We start from the raw sequence: 18,021 nt of genomic DNA, 5'->3' as shown, positions 1-18,021 counted from the left end.
CCCCGGTCTCAAGGAACCGACACGCCCCACCGCGCAGGTCGCCCGCCACCGCACGCGTCGCCACTCCCACCACGCGAAACGGGAGGAGCCGAGCGGCAGCACCCGCGAGTATTGCAGGAACATAGGGCCGATGCCCACCGCACGCAGGGGCATCGGCCCCCTATGTTCCTGTAATACGGTCGATGGCGCGGAACAGGACGGGCGCTGGCCCTGCCTCCGCTCGCTCCGCCGGGGCGAGGAACTCCGAGTAGTCGTTCGAGACCCACGGCGCGGGTACACCGCATGTCCCCGGCGAGATGCAGGGTGCGATGATCGCCGCGAGCCTCACTTCTGCGACGGCGCCGTGCCCCGGGCGGTCTCGCGCGACGCGGGGTGAGCGGGCTACCCACCACGGCACGTGTCCACACGCGCTTGCATTGTCCGGTCGACACTGCGTAGCATCGCCCGCGTCGAACCTGACAACGATGTCACTTCGGTGACGAATTCCGCGCAATGAAGGGCGATTCGATCGATGACGACGGTATCAAGACTCCGTTTGGCCGCAGTCGCGGCCGTGACTGCGGCGGGCTGCACGCTCGCCGCCGCCGCGCCGGCACTGGCCGATGAGGCACCCGACCCCGCGAGCGAGCAGTACCGGCCGTACCTGCACTTCTCGCCCGAACGCAACTGGATGAACGACCCCAACGGCCTCGTCTACGAGAACGGCACCTGGCACCTGTTCTTCCAGCACAACCCGAAGGGCACCCGCTGGGGCAACATGAGCTGGGGCCACGCGACGAGCAGCGACCTCGTGCACTGGGAGGAGCAGCCGCTCGCCATCCCCCAGACCTTCGACGAGTCGGGCACCGCGATCGAGGACATCTTCTCGGGTTCGGTCGTCGTCGACGAGCAGAACACGACCGGGTTCGGCACGGCCGACAACCCGCCGCTCGTCGCGATCTACACGAGCGCCTACACGGGCGCCCACCCGACCCACGCGGGCGAGCAGGCGCAGTCGCTCGCCTACTCGCTCGACCACGGGCAGACCTGGACGAAGTACGAGGGCAACCCGGTCTACGACCGCGACTCGGCGAACTTCCGCGACCCGAAGGTGTTCCGCTACACGAACCCCGACTCGGGCGAGTCGTACTGGGTGATGGCCGCCGTCGAGGCGACGAGCTACCAGGTGATCCTCTCGCGCAGCGACGACCTCAAGACCTGGACGCAGCTCAGCACCTTCGGCCCCGCGAACGCCACGGGCGGCATCTGGGAGTGCCCCGACCTCTTCCCGCTCGCCGTCGACGGCGACCCCGCGAACACCAAGTGGGTGCTCGTCGTGAACCTCAACCCCGGAGCACCGAACGGCGGCTCGGGCGGCCAGTACTTCGTCGGCGACTTCGACGGCACGACCTTCACCTCCGAGAGCACGGTGAGTGCCGACCAGCTGCCCGAGGGCACGCTCTTCGCGGGCTTCGACGGGGGCACCTACGGCGACTGGACGGTGGGCAACGAACCCGGCAACTGGAAGAACGGCCCGTGGGGCGATGCGCCCGCGGCCGGCACCCTGCCGGGGCAGAACCCGGTGTCGGGCTCCATCGGCGCGGGCCTCGTCAACGGCTTCAACGACGGCGACTGGCCGGTCGGCACCCTCGAGTCGCCGACGTTCACCGTCGAGAGCGACTACGTGAACCTGCTCGTCGGCGGCGGCAACCACCCGCACGTCGACGGTGCCCAGCTCGGCAACGAGCCGCCCGCCGGCCGCACGCTCTTCGACTTCGAGCTGCCCGACGGCACGACGCTCGCCGACAGCGGCTGGCAGGTCACGGGCGACTTCGCGATCGACCCGGCCCGCAACCCGTCGACGGCGGGCGGCGAGTACTTCCTCGGCGCGAAGCGCGTCAACACGTGGGAGGGCGGCCCGAAGGGCGACGACAACGTCGGCGACCTCACCTCCCCCGCGTTCACGATCGAGCCGGGAGACGACCACCTGAGCTTCCTGCTCGGCGGCGGCAAGCGCACCGACGGGTCGCTCGAGGTGCAGCTCGTCGTCGACGGCGAGGTCGTGCGGTCGGCGACCGGCCCCGAGGCGGGCGCGCTGAACTGGCGCAGCTGGGACGTCGCCGAGTTCGCCGGCCGCGAAGCGAGGCTGCGCGTGCACGACGCCGCCACCGGCGGCTGGGGGCACCTCACGGCCGACCACTTCGTGCTCGGCGCCGAACCCGCGATCGTGCGCTCGGATGAGACGACGGTCAACCTCATCGTCGACGGCGAGGTCGTGCGCTCGGCGACCGGCACGAACAGCGAGGGCCTCGACTGGCGCAGCTGGGACGTCTCGGAGTTCGCCGGCCACGAGGCATCCATTCGCGTCGTGGACAACAACCGGTCGGGCTGGGGCCACGTGCTCGTCGACCAGGTGATGTTCTCGGATGCCGCGGCCACGCCGCGCATCGAGGGGTACGACTGGCTCGACTGGGGTCGCGACTACTACGCGACGGTGTCGTTCAACGGCGCCCCCGACGGGCGTCGCGTGATGCTCGGCTGGATGAACGACTGGGACTACGCGCAGGACATCCCCACGGGTTCATGGCGCAGCGCCATGGCGCTCCCCCGCGAGGTCGCGCTCGTCAGCACCCCGAAGGGTCCGCGCCTGACGCAGCAGGTGGTGCCCGAGTTCGCGCAGCTCGAGCAGGCCGACCGCGTCTACACCGACCCCGCGGGTGCCGCCGGCGGCCGGGCGATCGGCTCGGGCGACGAGACCCTGCCGATCGCCGGCGACCGGGTGCGCATCGACGCCGTCATCGATCCGGGCGACGCGGATGCCGCGGGGCTGACGGTGCTCGGCGACGACGAGTCGGCGACGCGCATCGGCTACGACACGCGATCGGACCGGCTCTTCGTCGACCGCCGCGACTCGGGAGTCACCGGGTTCCACCCGGGCTTCGCGTCGATCGACGACGTCGCCGTGCCGCTCGCCGATGGACGCATCGCGCTCACCGTCTGGGTCGACCGCGCTTCGGTCGAGGTGTTCACGGGCGACGGGCGCACGACGATCACCGACCAGGTCTTCCCGAACGCCGGGGCCGACCGCATCGGACTCTTCGCCGACGGCGGCGACGCGACGCTCGAGTCGCTCACGGTGACGCCCCTCAACGGCGCGATGTGGAAGGAGGCCGGGGCCGACGACGCGACCGCGGCTCCGCCCGCCGCCGAGGTGACGGCGCTCACCGGGCCGCGCCGCGGCCCCGATGCCGACGGCGACTTCGACGTCAAGGTGAAGACCGGCAAGGGCCAGCCGACCACGGTCGTGCGGCTGCTCGAGGGCGGACGCGTGATCGACCGGGCCTACCGCGGCGGCGACGCCGAGCGGGTCGTGGAGTTCACGATCGAGGATGCCGCACCGGGCGAGCACCGCTACGCGGTCGAGCTCGAGAACTCCGCGGGCGTCACCGACGGCGGCGCGATCACGGTGCGCGTCGCCGGATGAGACCGGGTGGGGCGCCCGTCGTGCTGACCGGGCGCCCCGCCCCTCCGTCGTGCCCGCCCGCGCGCGGGCGGCGGTCTGCTCGACGGGCGCGCCGCGCCACCCCTATGCTCTGGCCAAGAAGCTCGTCATGCACCGCCGCATTCCGACGAAAGGGTGAACTCATGGTTCCCGAGATCAACTACTGGGCCGTCCTGCTCGCGACCGTCTCGAGCATGGTCGTCGGCTCGATCTGGTACGCCCGCGGGGTCTTCGGCACGAGGTGGGCCAAGCTCGCCGAGGTCGACATGGACCGCCCGGGCGCGAGCGCGGTCGGGCCGATCGTCGTCACCGTGCTCGTGAGCTTCATCACGGCGTGGGTGCTCGCGGGCAGCGTCGCGATCGCCTGGCACTTCTACGGCGGCGGGTTCCTGCTGTCGGCGATCGTGACTGCGATCGCACTGTGGGCCGGCTTCACGGCCGCACGTTTCATCACGCACGACGCCTTCGAGGGACGACCCTCCGCGCTCACGACGATGAACATCGCGCACGAGCTCGTCACCGTCGTCGTGATGGCGCTCATCATCGGCGTCTGGCCGCCCGAGGGCACGGTCTGAGGGTCGAGCAGCGCGAGCGACCCCGTCTCAGCGGGCCGCGATCCGCCACCCGCTCGCGTGCGCGGCACCCGGCTCGAGCACGACGAGGTCGACGCCCGAGTTGAACGCGTCGGGCGGGCACGTCATCGGCTCGACCGCGAGCCCGATGCGATGGGTCGCCTCGTCGCCCGGGGTGTCGGCGGTGTGCACCTGCACCCACGGGCAGGCGGCATCCCACGCCATTTCGACGCCGGTGCCGCCGGGCGCGGTGAGCACGACCCGGTGCGCGGATGCCGCATCGGAGGTCGCCGAGGCCGCGAGGCCGGTGAAGGCATGGTCGATGAACGTGCCCTCGATCGCGCGCGGCGTTCGGAAGTCGAACTCGGGGTGCGCCGCGACGGTTTCGACGGCGACTGGGCTCAGCCGGTCGGGTGTGACGGTCAGCACCTCGGCGGCCGGCAGCTCGAGCGTCCAGTCGTCGACGCGGCCGGGCCCCGCGACGAGGTACGGGTGGGGGCCGGCGCCCCACGGCGCGGCGTCGGCACCGAGGTTGCGACCGGTCACCGTCTGGCCGAGCCCGTCGGCGTCGAGCCGGTACTCGACCTCGACGCCGACGCGGAAGGGGTAGCCGGCCTGCGGCTCGACGACCGCGCCGAGCACGACCCGGTCGGTCTCGATGAGGCGCGGCGCGAAGTCGAGCCACGCGGCGAGTCCGTGCAGCGCGTGCCCGCGGGCGGGCTCGGTGAGGGGCAGCTGATGCGCGCCCCCTGCGAAGTCGTATCGCCCGTCGACGACGCGGTTCGGCCACGGCGCGAGCGTCACGCCCCGATAGCCGGGTCGCACGTCGTCGGCGTCGAAGGGCACGACGAGGTCGCGCCCCTCGAAGCGCAGCGCGCGCAGGCTCGCGCCGATGCTCGCGATGTCGGCGGTGTACCCGTGGGCCGTCAGCGTGAACTGCCGGCCCGAGCGGGGCACGACAACGGAGGGGGTCGACCGCCCCGAGGCATCCGTCGTCGTCATCGCCGTCACAGGCCCTGCGCGAGCCGGTAGTACGCCTGGTTCCAGCGCACCTGGCGGCCGAACTCGGCGGTCGTCGTGTCGTCGTCGATGACGAGCAGCTCGAGGCCGGCCATCTCGGCGAAGTCGCGGAAGACGTCGACGCCGACGGCGTTCGTCATGACGGTATGGTGCGCGGCGCCGGCGGTGAGCCAGGCCGCAGCGCTGGTCTTGAAGTCGGGCGCGGGCTTCCAGACGGCGCGGCCGACCGGCAGCTTCGGCAGCGCCTCGCGCGGGGCGACGTTCTCGACGACGTTCGCCGTGAGGCGGAACCGGTCGCGCAGGTCGCTCATCGCGACGACCACGGCGGGGCCGGGGTCGGCGGTGAAGACGAGGCGCACCGGGTCGTCCTTGCCGCCGATGCCGAGCGGGTGCACCTCGAGCGTCGGCTTCGCCGTCGTGAGCGAGGGCGAGACCTCGAGCATGTGCGCGCCGAGGATGAGCTCGTCGCCCGGGGTGAGGTCGTAGGTGTAGTCCTCCATGAGGCTCGCCCCGCCGGGCAGGCCCGCGCCCATCACGTTCGCGATGCGCACGAGCACGGCGGTCTTCCAGTCGCCCTCGGCGCCGAAGCCGTAGCCCTCGGCCATGAGCCGCTGAACGGCGAGGCCCGGCAGCTGCTTCAGCTCGCCGAGGTCTTCGAACGAGGTCGTGAACGCGCCGAAGCCGCCCTCCTCGAGGAAGGAGCGCAGGCCGAGCTCGATCGCCGCGCCGTCGCGCAGCGACTGGTGCCGGTCGCCGCCGCGGCGCAGCTCGGGGGCGACGTCGTATTCGGCCTCGTAGACCGCGACGAGCGCGTCGATGTCGGCTTGGGACGCCTCGGCGACGGCGGCGGCGAGCTCATTGACGCCCCACGTGTTGACCTGCACGCCGAGCCGCAGTTCGGCCTCGGTCTTGTCGCCCTCGGTGACGGCGACGTAGCGCATGTTGTCGCCGAACCGGGCGAGCTTCAGGTCGCGCGACGCGGCGAGGCCGGCGGCGGCGCGCTGCCAGGTGCCGAGCTCGCGCTGCACGAGCGGGTCGGAGGCGTGCCCGACGATCGTCTTGCGCGGCACGCCGAGCCGGGTCTGGATGTACCCGAACTCGCGGTCGCCGTGCGCGGCCTGGTTGAGGTTCATGAAGTCGAAGTCGATGTCGCTCCACGGCAGCTCGACGTTCGCCTGCGTGTGCAGGTGCGCGAGCGGCTTCTGCAGCGCGTCGAGTCCGGCGATCCACATCTTGGCCGGGCTGAACGTGTGCATCCAGGCGACGAGGCCGATGACCCGGTCGTCGGCGTTCGCCTCGAGCGCGGTGCGCTTGATCGCGGCCGAGTCGGTGAGCACCGGCTTCCAGTCGATCCTGACGGGCACGTCGGCGGCCGCGTCGAGCTGCTCGGCGATCGCGCGCGACTGCTCGGCGACCTGCGCGAGGGTTTCGGGGCCGTAGAGGTGCTGGCTGCCCGTGAGGAACCAGACCTCGTAGCCGTCGAGCGAGGTGGTGAGCTTCGTGCGGGTCATGCGCGTTCCTTCTGCTGGTCTGCTGATGCGGTCGATCTGGTTCGGATGATCTCGATACGGCGCAGGGCGCCTACTCGATCCGGCGGCTCCGGGTCCGAGTCCGGCGGGGGCGCGGGGCCCCCGCCGGAACGGTGGTGGCGCGCCGCGGCCACCGAAGCCGACTACTTACGTTTCGTCGACTCGTCTGGAGGGGTCTGGGTCGGCGCGAGCGCGCGCACCGCGGCCGCCTCGGCGGCGAGGCCCGCGCGGTAGCGCTCGAGATGGGCGGTGAACCCGGCGACGTCGGATGCCTCGGGCTCGACGATCTCGACCGCCGAGTCCGCGAACACGCGGTCGTCGAGGTAGGCGCCGAGCGGGGCATCCCCGCCCGCCGCCCGCTCGCGGAGGTGGGCGGCGAGCACCGCGATGCCCCACGCCCCGCCCTCGGCAGCGGTCTCGCCGACCGCGACCGGGGCGTCGAGCGCGCCGGCGAGGAAGCGCTGCGCGACGCCCGCCGTACGGAAGATGCCGCCGTGCGCGAACATGCGGTCGATCTCGACGCCCTCGCCGTCGAGCACGCGCATGCCGAGCGCGAGCGTGCCGAAGACGCCGTAGAGCTGGGCGCGCATGAAGTTCGCGAGCGTGAACCGGCTGTCGGGCGTGCGCACGACCATCGGCCGACCTTCGTCGAGCCCGGCGATCGGCTCGCCGGCGAGCGTGTTGTAGGCGAGCAGGCCGCCCGCGTCGGGCTCGCCGTCGAGCGCCTCGCGGAAGAGCGCCCCGAACACCTCGTCGCGGTCGACCGGCGCCCCGTCGCGGGTCGCGCCGACCGCGACCGCGAACCGCTCGAACAGGCCCGCCCAGGCGGCGAGCTCGGAGGCGCCGTTGTTGCAGTGCACCATCGCGACGGGGTCGCCCGCGGGCGTCGTGACGAGGTCGACCTCGTGGTGCGCGCTCGCGAGCGGGCGTTCGAGCACGACCATCGCGAAGATACTCGTGCCCGCGCTCACGTTGCCCGTGCGGGGTGCGACCGAGTTCGTCGCGACCATGCCCGTGCCGGCGTCGCCCTCGGGCGGGCACAGCGGGATACCGGGCACGAGGGCGCCGGTCGGGTCGAGCAGGCGGGCTCCTTCGGCGGTGAGGGCGCCCGCAGGCTCGCCCGCGGCGAGCACCTCGGGCAGCAGCTCGGCGACCCGCATCCCGCGACCGCGACCGGCGCGCCCGGCCGGCTCGACGGCGAGGTCGTCGTAGCGCGCGAGCAGCCCGGCGTCGTAACCGCCCGTGGCGAAATCGATCGGGAACATGCCCGAGGCGTCCCCGATTCCCAGCACTCTGCGGCCGGTGAGACGCCAGTGCACGTAACCGGCCAGGGTGGTGCAGAAGTCGATGCGGTCGACGTGCGGCTCGGCGTCGAGCACCGCCTGGTGCAGGTGCGCGATCGACCAGCGCAGCGGGATGTTGAGCCCGAACGCCGCGCTCAGCTCGGCCGCCGCCCGGCCCGTCGACGTGTTGCGCCAGGTGCGGAACGGCACGAGCAGCTCGCCCTGCGCGTCGAACGCGAGGTAGCCGTGCATCATCGCCGAGACGCCGATCACGCCGTACGTCGTCGGCCGGGCACCGTGGCGGCGTTCGGCGTCGTCGACGAGCTCCGCGTAGGCGGCCTGCAGCCCCGACCAGACCGCGTCGAGCGGGTAGGTCCAGCGGCGATCGTCGGTGAACTCGTTCTCCCACTCGTGGCTGCCGACCGCGAGCACCCGGGTCGGGTCGTCGGCGTCGACGAGGCAGGCCTTGATGCGGGTCGAGCCGAGCTCGATGCCGAGCGCCGTGCGCCCGTCGAGAATCGCCTGCGCGGAGGCATCCGTGCCGGTGGTCGCGGTGCCGGTGGACTCGCTCATCGCCGCGCGTCCCCCGCCTGTCCGTAGACGTTCTGGTACCGGTCGTAGAGCCGGTCGATCGCCTCCTGCGGAATGGGCATCAGCTCGCCGGCCTCGCGGGCGTAGTGCACGGTGCGCGCGACGTCCTCGACCATGACCGCCGCCTTCACGGCGTCCTTCGCGTCGGTGCCGATCGTGAACGGTCCGTGGTTCTGCATGAGCACCGCCCGCGAGCGGTGACCGGCCAGGGTCTCGACGATGCCGCGGCCGATCGAGTCGTCGCCGATGATCGCGAAGGGGCCCACGGGGATCGGCCCGCCGAACTCGTCGGCCATCGCCGTGATCACGCACGGGATCTCCTCGCCGCGCGCCGCCCAGGCGACGGCGAAGGTCGAGTGGGTGTGCACCACTCCCCCGACCTCGGGCATGTTGCGGTAGACGTAGGCGTGCGCGGCGGTGTCGCTCGACGGGCTGCGGTCACTGCCCGGCGTGCCCGGCACGACCTCGCCGTCGAGCGTGCAGAGGATCATGTTCTCGGGCGCGAGGTCGTCGTAGACCACGCCCGACGGCTTGATCACGAAGAGCTCGGCGCCCGGCACCCGGCCCGACACGTTGCCCCCCGTCCACACCACGAGGCCGTTGCGGGTGAGCTCGCCGTGCAGTCGGGCGACGTCGGCGCGCACTCGGGCGATCGCGGCCTCGACGTCGGGGGTGAACGGCGGTTCCGACGGCGACCCGGCGGGCGTCTGGGCTTCATTGCTCACGATGTGCGACCTTTGGTTCCGTGACCGGTCACTGTGACCGGTCACGGAACATGGAACCATGGCCGCGCGGGTGCGTCAAGCCGGGTCGGCGGCGAAGTGGAGGAACTTCCGACCTGTGCGCGGCGCGTCGTCGGCTCCGGCACGGCGTGTCGAGCGATTCGTCCGACGCTCGCGAACCGGGCTCCACGACATCGCGAGCGGGCACGACGCCACTCGCGAGCGGGCGCGCGCCGCGTCGACGGCGAACGGCGGCACTTCGATCAGGGATGCGGCGGAGTGACCGACGCGCGCTCGACGAGTTCGGGCACGATGCGCTCGGCGCCGGGCTCGCCCGCAGTGACCGCCCCACTGCTCGCCGCGGCGAGCACCGCGTCGACGGCGCGGTGGGCGAGCTCCTCGAAGTCCTGCCGCACGGTCGTCAGCGGAGGCCACAGGTAGGCGGCGTCGGGGATGTCGTCGAACCCGACGAGGCTGACCCGCCCCGGCACGTCGACGCCCGCCTCGCGGAGGCCGCCGAGCAGCCCCAGCGCCATCTGGTCGTTCGCGACGAACACCGCGGTCGCTCCCGAGTCGATCACGGCGGCGGTCGCCTCGTGACCGGAGCGGGCGGTCCAGTCGCCGGCGAAGATCGCACCCGGTTCGATGCCGCGCGCGGCCAGCTCGGCGAGGTAGCCCGTGCGACGCGCCTCGGCCTCGAGCCAGTCGGCCGGCCCGCCGAGGTGCGCGATGCGGCGGTGGCCCGCGTCGGCGAGGCAGCCGACCGCGGCCCTGGCACCGGCGACCTGATCGACCGAGAAGCTGTTCGCGCCGTGGCCGGCCGAGTGCAGCGTGACGACCGGCACGCCGATCTCGAGCGCCGACAGCGCCTCGATCGTTCGCGCGTGCGGCGCGACGACGACGAGCCCCTCGACCCCCTGCGCCTGCAGGTGCACGACGGCGGCCGCGACCGACGCGGCATCCCCCGAGTCGGCGAAGGCCGCGCTGACCCAGTAGCCGGCGGCCCGCGCCGCCGACTCGACGGCGGCGATGCTGCGCGACGGCCCGTACTGCAACGCGTCGGAGGCCAGCAGCCCGAGCGTGTGCGACCGCTTCGTGCCGAGCGCGCGCGCCGCGTTGTTCATGCGGTAGTCGAGCTCGTGCATCGCCGCGAGCACGCGCTCCTTCGTCGCCGTTGCGACCTCGGGGTGGTCGTTGAGCACGCGCGAGACGGTCTGCCGCGAGACGCCGGCGAGCGCCGCGACCTCGCGTACGCCGACGGCGCGCGCCGGCCGGCGATCACCCGTGGCCGCCGCGGGCGTCTCAGGCGTCTCGTGCTCGACGTCGCTCACCCCGTCACCTCCATCGCCCGAGTGTACGACCACCGTGACCGGTCAGGCGGCAGGATCCGTCACAACCCGAGTCGCTCGAGATAGGCGTTCGCGAAGCGGCGCTCGGGATCGAAGCGCTCCCGCAGCGCGGCGAAGTCGTGCCACCGCGGGTAGCGCCGGCGCACCTCTTCGCCGGGCAGGGCGAAGAGCTTGCCCCAGTGCGGACGCGCGGTCGCCGGGAGCGCCGCCTCGATCCTCGGCAGGAGCGCCTCGACCGCGGCCTGCTCGCGCCGCCACGTGAAGTGGATGCCGACGGCGTCGGCCCCGTACGACGAGCTCAGCCACAGCCGGTCGGCGGCGACGGTGCGGATCTCGCACACGAGGAGGAGCGGCGAGATCATGTGGGCGAGCGAGCGCACCGCCTCGATCGCCGCGATCGCGTCGTCGCGCGGCACGAGATACTCCGACTGCAGCTCCTCCCCCGCGGAGGGCGTGAAGGCAAGCCGGAAGTGCGGCAGCCGCTCGTGCCACGGCCCCGGCGCGCCGAGCTGCTCCGTCGTCGCCCGGGTCTCGCCGCCCGGCACGGGATGCCTCGGCTCGGCCGCGGCCGTCGCGCCGAGCACGTCGACGACGAAGGCGGATGCCTCGCCGTCGGCGCCCGGCCCCGAGGCATCCGTTCGCTGTTTGAGCCAGAGCAGGTCGGCCCGTTCGGTGCCCTGCCAGGTGGTGAAGACGCTCACGCTCGTCGCGAGCGAGGTGACCCGGTCGAGGTCGGCGAGCACGGCGTCCCAGCGGGGGCCGTCGAACACCCGCTGGGCGACGTCGTACGTCGGCTCGACCTCGAGCTCGAGGGCGACGACCACGCCGAGGGCGCCGAGGTTCACGACCGCGCCGTCGAAGTCGGCGTCGCCGCGCGTGAGGCTCCTGGCCTCGCCGTCGCCGCCGATGATCCCGATCGAGCGCACCGCACTCGCGAGCGAGCCGAGCCGGTCGCCCGAGCCGTGGGTGCCCGTCGCGACGGCCCCCGCCACCGAGATGTGCGGCAGCGAGGCGAGGTTCGCGAGGGCGAGTCCGCGCGCGTGCAGCCCCGCCGCGAGCGCGCCGTAGCGCAGCCCGCCCGAGATGCGCACCGCCCCGGGCGCGCTGCCCGAGTCGACGACGGCCGGCAGGCCGTCGGTCTCGATATGGGTGCCCGCCGTATCGGCGAGGTCGTTGAAGCTGTGCCGCGATCCGAGCGCGCGGAACGGGCCGTTCGAGCCGGCGACGAGCTCGCGGAGCTCGTCGACCGATTTCGGGCGCACGACTCGCGCGGCACGGTATTCGAGATTGCCGGCCCAATTGCGCTCGCTCATGCAGCCATCATCACCCGAGTGACAGCGCCGTCCACGACACCGGCGGCAGGGTCACGGTGAGCGCCCCGCCCTCGATGCGCACCGACTCGTTGGCGCGCGGCGCGACCCGCTCGGGCTCGGCGAGCGTGTTCTTCGCGTACACGTCGTCGTCGGCGAGCGTGTGCGACTCGAGCAGCGAGACGTCGCCGAGGGCGGCGAGGTCGACGGTCACCTCGAGCGGCTCGGTCGTCGAGCGATTGACGAGGAACACCGCCGAGCGGCCCGTCGTTTCGTCGTGGGTCGCGACGGCGTCGACGAGCGGCACGACGCCGTACTCCTTCGTCTCGTAGGTGGGGGCGTCGAGCTTGAGCTCGAGGGCCGCGCCCTGTGCGAGTCGCGAGGTGAGCGCGAACGGGAAGAACGTGGTCTGCCGCCAGGCCGGCCCGCCCGGCTCGGTCATGATCGGCGCGATCACGTTGACGAGCTGCGCGAGGCTCGCCGAGGTCACGCGATCGGCGTGCTTCAGCAGCGAGATCAGGAGGTTGCCGAACACGACCGCGTCGGCGACCGAGTAGACGTCCTCGAGCAGGCGCGGCGCGACCGGCCAGTTGTCGAGGCCCTCGATCTTGTCGACGTTCTGGAACCGCGAGAGGTACCACACGTTCCACTCGTCGAACGAGATGTTCACGGTCTTCGAGCTGCCGCGCACGGCCTTCACGTGGTCGGCCGTCGCGACGACCGTCTCGATGAAGCCGTCCATGTCGACGGCCGAGGCGAGGAACGAGCCGAGGTCGCCGTCCTTCTCCTCGTAGTAGGCGTGGCACGAGATGTAGTCGACGTCGTCGTAGGCATGCGTCAGCACGACCCGCTCCCACTCGCCGAACGTCGGCATGTGCGCGCTCGACGACCCGCAGACGACGAGCTCGATCGACGGGTCGAGCTGGCGCATCGCCTTCGCGGTCTGCGACGCGAGCTTGCCGTAGTCGTCGGCCGACCGGTGCCCGAGCTGCCAGGGGCCGTCCATCTCGTTGCCGAGGCACCACATCTTCACGCCGAACGCGTCGGTGCGGCCGTTGTCGATGCGACGCTGCGACAGCGCCGTGCCGCCCGCGAGGTTGGCGTACTCGAGCAGGTCGAGCGCCTCGAGCGTGCCGCGCGTGCCGAGGTTGACGGCGAGCATGAGCTCCGAGCCGACCTTGTCGAGCCACGACGAGAACTCGTGCAGGCCGACCTCGTTGGTCTCGGTCGAGTGCCACGCGAGGTCGAGTCGGCGCGGGCGCTCGTCGCGGGGGCCGACCGAGTCCTCCCAGCGGAAGCCCGACACGAAGTTGCCGCCGGGGTACCGGATGGTCGAGACCCCGAGCTCCTGCACGAGCTCGACGACGTCGGCGCGGAAGCCCTCGGCGTCGGCCGTCGGGTGGCCCGGCTCGTGGATGCCGTCGTAGACGTGCCGGCCGAGGTGCTCGACGAAGCCGCCGAAGACGCGGCGGTCGATGCGACCGACCGTGAAGTGCGGGTCGATGGTGAGATGTGCGCTGGGCATGCGGGTGCTTTCTGTTTCGAGGTGGTTCGAGGGGGCGGATGCCTCGGCAGAGGCATCCCGCCCGCTGCGCTACTTGATCGAGCCGACCGAGAGGCCGCCCTGCCAGTACCGCTGGAGGAAGAGGAAGGAGAGGATGAGCGGCAGCACCGAGATGAACGCGCCCGAGGTGATGAGGTTCCAGACCTGCTCGCCGCCGGCGCCCGCGTTCGAGAGCGCGGTCCAGCGGTTGAGGCCCACGGTGACGGGCAGCAGCTGCGGGTCGGTGAGCACGGCGAGCGGCAGGAAGAAGTTGTTCCAGGTGCCCACGACCGACAGCAGCAGCACGGTCACGATCGCCGGGCGCAGCAGCGGCAGCGCGACCTGGAAGAAGGTGCGCAGCTCGCCCGCCCCGTCGATGCGGGCGGCCTCGAGCATCTCGTCGGGCACGGCGTCCTGCGTGTAGACCCGCATGAGGTAGACGCCGAACGGGCTCAGGAGGCTCGGCAGGATGACGGCCCACGGCGTGTTGATGATGCCGTACTGGCTGAGCAGCATGAACGTCGGGATCACGAGCGCCGTGAGCGGCACCATGACCGAGCCGAGCACGACGGTGAACACGGCGCCGCGGCCGCGGAAGTCGTACTTCGCGAAGCCGTACCCGGCGAGGATCGCGAGCACGGTCGCGCCGATGCCGCCCGCGAAGGCGTACACGAACGAGTTGCCGAGCCAGCGCCAGTAGATGCCGCCCTGGTGGGTGAACAGCTCGGCGATGTTCGAGAACAGCGCGAAGTCGCCCGAGAACCAGAACGCGGGGCTCGAGAACAGTCCCGCCGTGTCCTTCGTGGCGGCCACGACGAGCCACCAGATCGGAACCACGAAGTAGATCGCGAGGATCACGAGGAACACGTGCGAGCCGATGCGCCGGCCGCCCGACCGGCCGCCGCGGCCGCGCCGGCCGTGGACGCTGCGGTCGACGTGCGACGGCACGCCGGTCGCGGTGGTGAGCGGCTCGGCCGCGTCGGTGCGCTGGGTGAGGATCGACATCACTTCAGTCCGCTCTGCTTGCGGGTGAGGAACAGGAACACGAACGACCCGGCGAAGACGAGTGCGCCGAGCGAGAAGGCGATCGCCGAGGCGTAGTTGAACTGGCTGTACGAGAAGGCCAGCGAGTACGCGTACATGTTCGGCGTGTAGGCCGCGTCGATCGCCCCCTGGGCGACGTTGCGCAGCACGACCGGCTCGGTGAAGAACTGCAGGGTGCCGATGAGCGCGAACATGATGATCATGACCATCGACGACCCGATCATCGGCACCTTGATGCGCAGCGCGGTCTGCCAGCCGTTCGCGCCGTCGATGCGCGCCGCCTCGTAGATCGACGGGTCGATCGCGCGCAGCGCGGCGTAGATCACGACCATGTAGTAGCCGGCCCACTGCCACGTGACGATGTTCACGAGGCTGCCGAAGATCGTGCCCGGTGCGAGGAAGTCGGGCGTCGGCAGCCCGACGAGTTCGAAGAGCGTACCGGCGGGGCCGAAGCGGGGGCTGTAGAGGAAGCTCCACATGAGCGCCCCGATGACGCCGGGGATGGCGTAGGGCGCGAAGATGAGCAGTCGCGAGAGCTTCGAGAGCTTCGTCGCGAGCGTGTCGAGCACGAGCGCCGCGGCGATCGCGACGATCAGCTGGGCGGGGATCATGACGACCGCGAACGCGAGCACCCGAAGCATGCCCTCGAGGAACAGCGGGTCGGTGAACGCCTTCACGTAGTTGCCGACGCCCGTGAACTCGGTGCCCGTGGCGAGCGTCGAGGTGAACAGGCTCATGCCGAACGCGTACGCCAGCGGGAACACGAGCAGCAGCGCGAAGACGGCGAGGAACGGCGAGACGAAGAGCCAGCCCCAGCGCTGCCGTCGGCGCAGGAGGGTGGATCCGCCGGCGCGCGGCGCCCGGCGACGCGGCACCGCGGGTGCGGCGACGCTGGTCTGGGTGGTCATGGCTCGTTCTCCTCGTCGAGACGGTCGGTCGGCCGGTGGGTGGATGCCGCGGCGCGAGCCCGCGGCATCCACCCCGCCGGATCACTGGAGGGTGAAGCCCTGCTCGGTGGCGTACTTCTCGAGCGAGGCCTGCAGGTCGTCGAGCGCCTGGTCGGAGGTCTTCTCGCCCTGCACCATCGCGAACTGCTGCTCGGTGAGCTGGTCGTAGGCGTAGTTCTGGAAGGGGCTGAACGTGAAGCCCTGGTAGCCGGCCGCCGCCTCGAGGAAGACGTCCTTGTTGATCTGCTGGCCGCCGAAGAACGGGTACTCGAGGTCGCGGAAGTAGTCGGACTCCAGGATCGGCTTCCACAGCGGGAAGAGCGCGGCCTGCTCGATGCCGATCTTCCACGCCTCCTCGGTGCCGAAGATCTCCTTGGCGACCACTGCTGCGGCCTCCTTGTCCTTCGCCTGGCTCGTCACCGCGAAGGTCGAGCCGCCCCAGTTGATCTGCACGGGGTTCGCCGGGTCCCACTGCGGCACCGGCGCCGCACGCCACTCGGCGTCGCTGTCGGCGTCGGAGAGGCCCTGCAGGTAGCCGGGGCCCCAGGCCGCGGCGACGTAGATCGCGTACGAGCCGTCGACGAGCTTGGTGTTGTAGTCGGCGGTGAACGCGTCGTCGGTGGCGACGAGTCCGCCCTTCACGAGCTCGTCCCAGTAGGCGAGCACCTGCTTCGAGCCGTCGTCGTTCACGTCGATGCCGATCTCGGTCGGGTTCGCGCTGTCGTAGACGTAGGGCACCGAACCGGCCTGGGCGAACAGCGCCTGGTTGTACGCGCGGCCGTTCGTCGGGAAGTCGGCGAGCACCCCGGGCGCGCCCGCGTCCTTCAGCTGCTGGGCGGCGGCCTTGAACTCGTCCCACGTGGTGGGGGCGGCGATGCCGTACTGGTCGAGGATGTCCTTGCGGTAGAGCATGCCCATGGGGCCGCCGTCGACGGGGATGCCGAAGACCGCCTCGCCGCTCGAGACGTCCTTCCAGGCGCCGTCGGTGTAGTCGGCCTTCACGTCGTTCGCGCCGTACTCGGTGAGGTCGACGAGCGCGTCGCGGATGGAGAAGCTCGAGAGCACCTCGCTCTCGAGCATGATGACGTCGGGCGCGCCCGACCCGGCTTCGATGGCCGTCGAGAACTTCGTGTACTCGTCGTTGCCCTGGCCGGCGTTCGTCCAGCAGATCTGCACGTCGTCGTGGTTCTCGTTGAACAGGTCGACGACGTCTTCGAAGGCCGGGTACCAGGCCCAGACGCTGACCTGCGTCGCGTCGGCGTTGACGATCTTGTTGGTGCAGGACGCCTCTTCGGCGCCGCCGGCCGAGCAGCCGGTGAGCGCGGCCGCGCTGACGGCGACGACGCCGCCCACGGCCAGGAACTTCGACTTCATTGTGCTGTGCTTCCTCTCGCGGTGGGGACACCGGTGTCTCTGGGGCCGCCGCGCCCACATCGGCGCGGTCGGGGGGATCCGCTGGATTTACAACGTTGTACGTAAACGTTGTAACGGACATGATGCCCGGCGGTCGGCGACGTGTCAACCTCACCGGGACGCTCGGCGCGACGGTCAGCCGGCGACGGACGCGATCGCCGCCTGCGCGGGCGCGCCCACGGGCGCCGACTCGCGCGCGATCACCGAGAAGTCGGCGAGGCGGGTGCGCGGACCGCCGGCCCCCGCCCCGAGCTCGATGCGCTCGAGCAGCGTGCCGACGGCGGTCTTCGCGATCCACTCCCGTCCGGGGTCGATCGTCGACAGCGACGGCACCGTGTACTGCGCCTCGTCGATGTTGTCGAAGCCGATCACAGCGACGTCGTCGGGCACGCGGCGCCCCGCCTCGAGCAGGGCGCGCATCGCGCCGAGCGCCAGGGTGTCGTTCATCGCGAACACCCCGTCGAACGGCACACCGCGGGCGAGGATCTCGCGCATCGCGCGCGCGCCGCTCTCGCGGTGCCAGGCCATCGAGGGTCCGACGAGCGCCTCGTCGAACGCGATGCCGCTCGCCTCGAGCGCCTCGTGATAGCCGCGCAGGCGCAGCCCGGCGGAGCCGATCACCTCGCCCTCGTGCACGCCGACGACCGCGATGCGGCGCCGCCCGCCGGCGATGAGGTGCTCGGTCGCGGCCCTGGCCGCCGCGACGTTCTGCATCGTGACGTGGTCGGTCGGACCATCGAAGATGCGCTCGCCGAGCAGCACGAGCGGGTACGGCACGTCGAGCACGTCGGCGTCGTCCTGCCCGAGGCCGAGCGCGCTGAAGATGAGCCCGTCGGTCATCTTCAGGCGCGGGCTGCGCAGCAGCTCGAGCTCGCGATCGCGGTCGCCGCCCGTCTGCTCCACCAGCACGACGAGCCCCGACGCCTCGGCCGCGGCGATGACCGAGGCGGCCAGCTCCGCGAAGTAGGCGAGGGCGAGGTCGGGCACGGCGAGGGCGATCGCACCGCTGCGGCCCGAGCGCAGGCTGCGCGCCGTCAGGTTCGGCGTGTAGCCGAGCTCGGCGATCGCCCGCTCGACCTTCTCGCGCGTCGCGGGCCGGATGTGCGGGTAGTCGTTGATGACGTTCGAGACCGTCTTGATCGACACCCCGGCGAGCCGGGCGACGTCGTGCAGCGTGACCGCCATCGCGCCCTCCCTCGCCGAACTCGGATGGAGTC

13 protein-coding genes are annotated in these 18,021 nt (G+C 71.8%); 2 read left to right on the top strand and 11 right to left on the bottom strand.

The genetic code is table 11. The features are described from left to right. Positions 1–535: 535 nt before the first annotated feature. Together AC3RJ6_RS04110 and AC3RJ6_RS04105 are read left to right on the top strand one after the other, a co-directional pair. Positions 536–3,463, top strand: coding sequence for a GH32 C-terminal domain-containing protein (locus AC3RJ6_RS04110; protein WP_491425596.1), 2,928 nt, complete (start codon positions 536–538; stop codon positions 3,461–3,463). A gap of 161 nt (positions 3,464–3,624) precedes the next feature. Then, positions 3,625–4,056, top strand: coding sequence for a DUF1761 domain-containing protein (locus AC3RJ6_RS04105; protein WP_491425595.1), 432 nt, complete (start codon positions 3,625–3,627; stop codon positions 4,054–4,056). Between the two features lie 27 nt (positions 4,057–4,083). Here the strand turns inward: AC3RJ6_RS04105 and AC3RJ6_RS04100 are convergent, their stop codons facing one another. The 11 genes from AC3RJ6_RS04100 to AC3RJ6_RS04050 all read right to left on the bottom strand — a co-directional run bounded on the left by AC3RJ6_RS04100 (position 4,084) and on the right by AC3RJ6_RS04050 (position 17,989). Further along, positions 4,084–5,055 (bottom strand): aldose 1-epimerase family protein, encoded by a 972-nt coding sequence (locus tag AC3RJ6_RS04100; RefSeq protein WP_491426224.1) that lies wholly within the window; start codon positions 5,053–5,055, stop codon positions 4,084–4,086. Positions 5,056–5,060: 5 nt separating this feature from the next. Then, entirely contained in the window at positions 5,061–6,584 is a 1,524-nt protein-coding gene (araA, locus tag AC3RJ6_RS04095; RefSeq protein WP_491425594.1) for an L-arabinose isomerase, read from the bottom strand. 161 nt (positions 6,585–6,745) lie between these two features. Beyond that, a complete protein-coding gene (locus AC3RJ6_RS04090; RefSeq protein ID WP_491425593.1) occupies positions 6,746–8,458 on the bottom strand; it encodes a xylulokinase in 1,713 nt (570 codons plus the stop codon). Continuing rightward, positions 8,455–9,204, bottom strand: a complete 750-nt coding sequence (locus tag AC3RJ6_RS04085; RefSeq protein ID WP_491426223.1) for an L-ribulose-5-phosphate 4-epimerase — start codon at positions 9,202–9,204, stop codon at positions 8,455–8,457. Before AC3RJ6_RS04085 ends, AC3RJ6_RS04090 begins: the two co-directional genes overlap by 4 nt. A gap of 257 nt (positions 9,205–9,461) precedes the next feature. Then, positions 9,462–10,529 (bottom strand): LacI family DNA-binding transcriptional regulator, encoded by a 1,068-nt coding sequence (locus AC3RJ6_RS04080; RefSeq protein ID WP_491425592.1) that lies wholly within the window; start codon positions 10,527–10,529, stop codon positions 9,462–9,464. Between the two features lie 59 nt (positions 10,530–10,588). After that, complete coding sequence (locus AC3RJ6_RS04075) at positions 10,589–11,860, bottom strand: D-arabinono-1,4-lactone oxidase (protein WP_491425591.1); 1,272 nt, start codon at positions 11,858–11,860, stop codon at positions 10,589–10,591. A 10-nt stretch (positions 11,861–11,870) separates the two neighbouring features. Further along, on the bottom strand, positions 11,871–13,382 hold the full coding sequence (arfA, locus tag AC3RJ6_RS04070; protein WP_491425590.1) for an arabinosylfuranosidase ArfA: 1,512 nt from the start codon (positions 13,380–13,382) through the stop codon (positions 11,871–11,873). A 69-nt stretch (positions 13,383–13,451) separates the two neighbouring features. After that, positions 13,452–14,405 (bottom strand): carbohydrate ABC transporter permease, encoded by a 954-nt coding sequence (locus tag AC3RJ6_RS04065; RefSeq protein WP_491425589.1) that lies wholly within the window; start codon positions 14,403–14,405, stop codon positions 13,452–13,454. Then, positions 14,405–15,352 (bottom strand): carbohydrate ABC transporter permease, encoded by a 948-nt coding sequence (locus AC3RJ6_RS04060; RefSeq protein ID WP_491425588.1) that lies wholly within the window; start codon positions 15,350–15,352, stop codon positions 14,405–14,407. Before AC3RJ6_RS04060 ends, AC3RJ6_RS04065 begins: the two co-directional genes overlap by 1 nt. Before the next feature lie 81 nt (positions 15,353–15,433). Beyond that, positions 15,434–16,765 carry an ABC transporter substrate-binding protein gene (locus AC3RJ6_RS04055; protein WP_491425587.1) on the bottom strand — a complete coding sequence of 444 codons (1,332 nt, stop codon included), beginning with the start codon at positions 16,763–16,765 and terminating at the stop codon, positions 15,434–15,436. A gap of 174 nt (positions 16,766–16,939) precedes the next feature. Further along, entirely contained in the window at positions 16,940–17,989 is a 1,050-nt protein-coding gene (locus AC3RJ6_RS04050; RefSeq protein ID WP_491425586.1) for a LacI family DNA-binding transcriptional regulator, read from the bottom strand. Positions 17,990–18,021: the final 32 nt, after the last annotated feature.

The sequence above is a fragment of the Agromyces cucurbitae genome, from assembly GCF_058349945.1.
Note: the sequence above shows the minus strand (reverse complement) of the source record. Positions and strands in the feature narration are given on the sequence as shown.

Excerpts from the sequence above, each read along its gene's own strand:
- AC3RJ6_RS04105 (WP_491425595.1), top strand. The coding sequence starts at position 3,625 with ATGGTTCCCGAGATCAACTACTGGGCCGTCCTGCTCGCGACCGTCTCG.
- AC3RJ6_RS04100 (WP_491426224.1), bottom strand. The coding sequence starts at position 5,055 with ATGACGACGACGGATGCCTCGGGGCGGTCGACCCCCTCCGTTGTCGTG.
- araA (WP_491425594.1), bottom strand. The coding sequence starts at position 6,584 with ATGACCCGCACGAAGCTCACCACCTCGCTCGACGGCTACGAGGTCTGG.
- AC3RJ6_RS04090 (WP_491425593.1), bottom strand. The coding sequence starts at position 8,458 with ATGAGCGAGTCCACCGGCACCGCGACCACCGGCACGGATGCCTCCGCG.
- AC3RJ6_RS04075 (WP_491425591.1), bottom strand. The coding sequence starts at position 11,860 with ATGAGCGAGCGCAATTGGGCCGGCAATCTCGAATACCGTGCCGCGCGA.
- arfA (WP_491425590.1), bottom strand. The coding sequence starts at position 13,382 with ATGCCCAGCGCACATCTCACCATCGACCCGCACTTCACGGTCGGTCGC.
- AC3RJ6_RS04065 (WP_491425589.1), bottom strand. The coding sequence starts at position 14,405 with ATGTCGATCCTCACCCAGCGCACCGACGCGGCCGAGCCGCTCACCACC.
- AC3RJ6_RS04060 (WP_491425588.1), bottom strand. The coding sequence starts at position 15,352 with ATGACCACCCAGACCAGCGTCGCCGCACCCGCGGTGCCGCGTCGCCGG.
- AC3RJ6_RS04055 (WP_491425587.1), bottom strand. The coding sequence starts at position 16,765 with ATGAAGTCGAAGTTCCTGGCCGTGGGCGGCGTCGTCGCCGTCAGCGCG.
- AC3RJ6_RS04050 (WP_491425586.1), bottom strand. The coding sequence starts at position 17,989 with ATGGCGGTCACGCTGCACGACGTCGCCCGGCTCGCCGGGGTGTCGATC.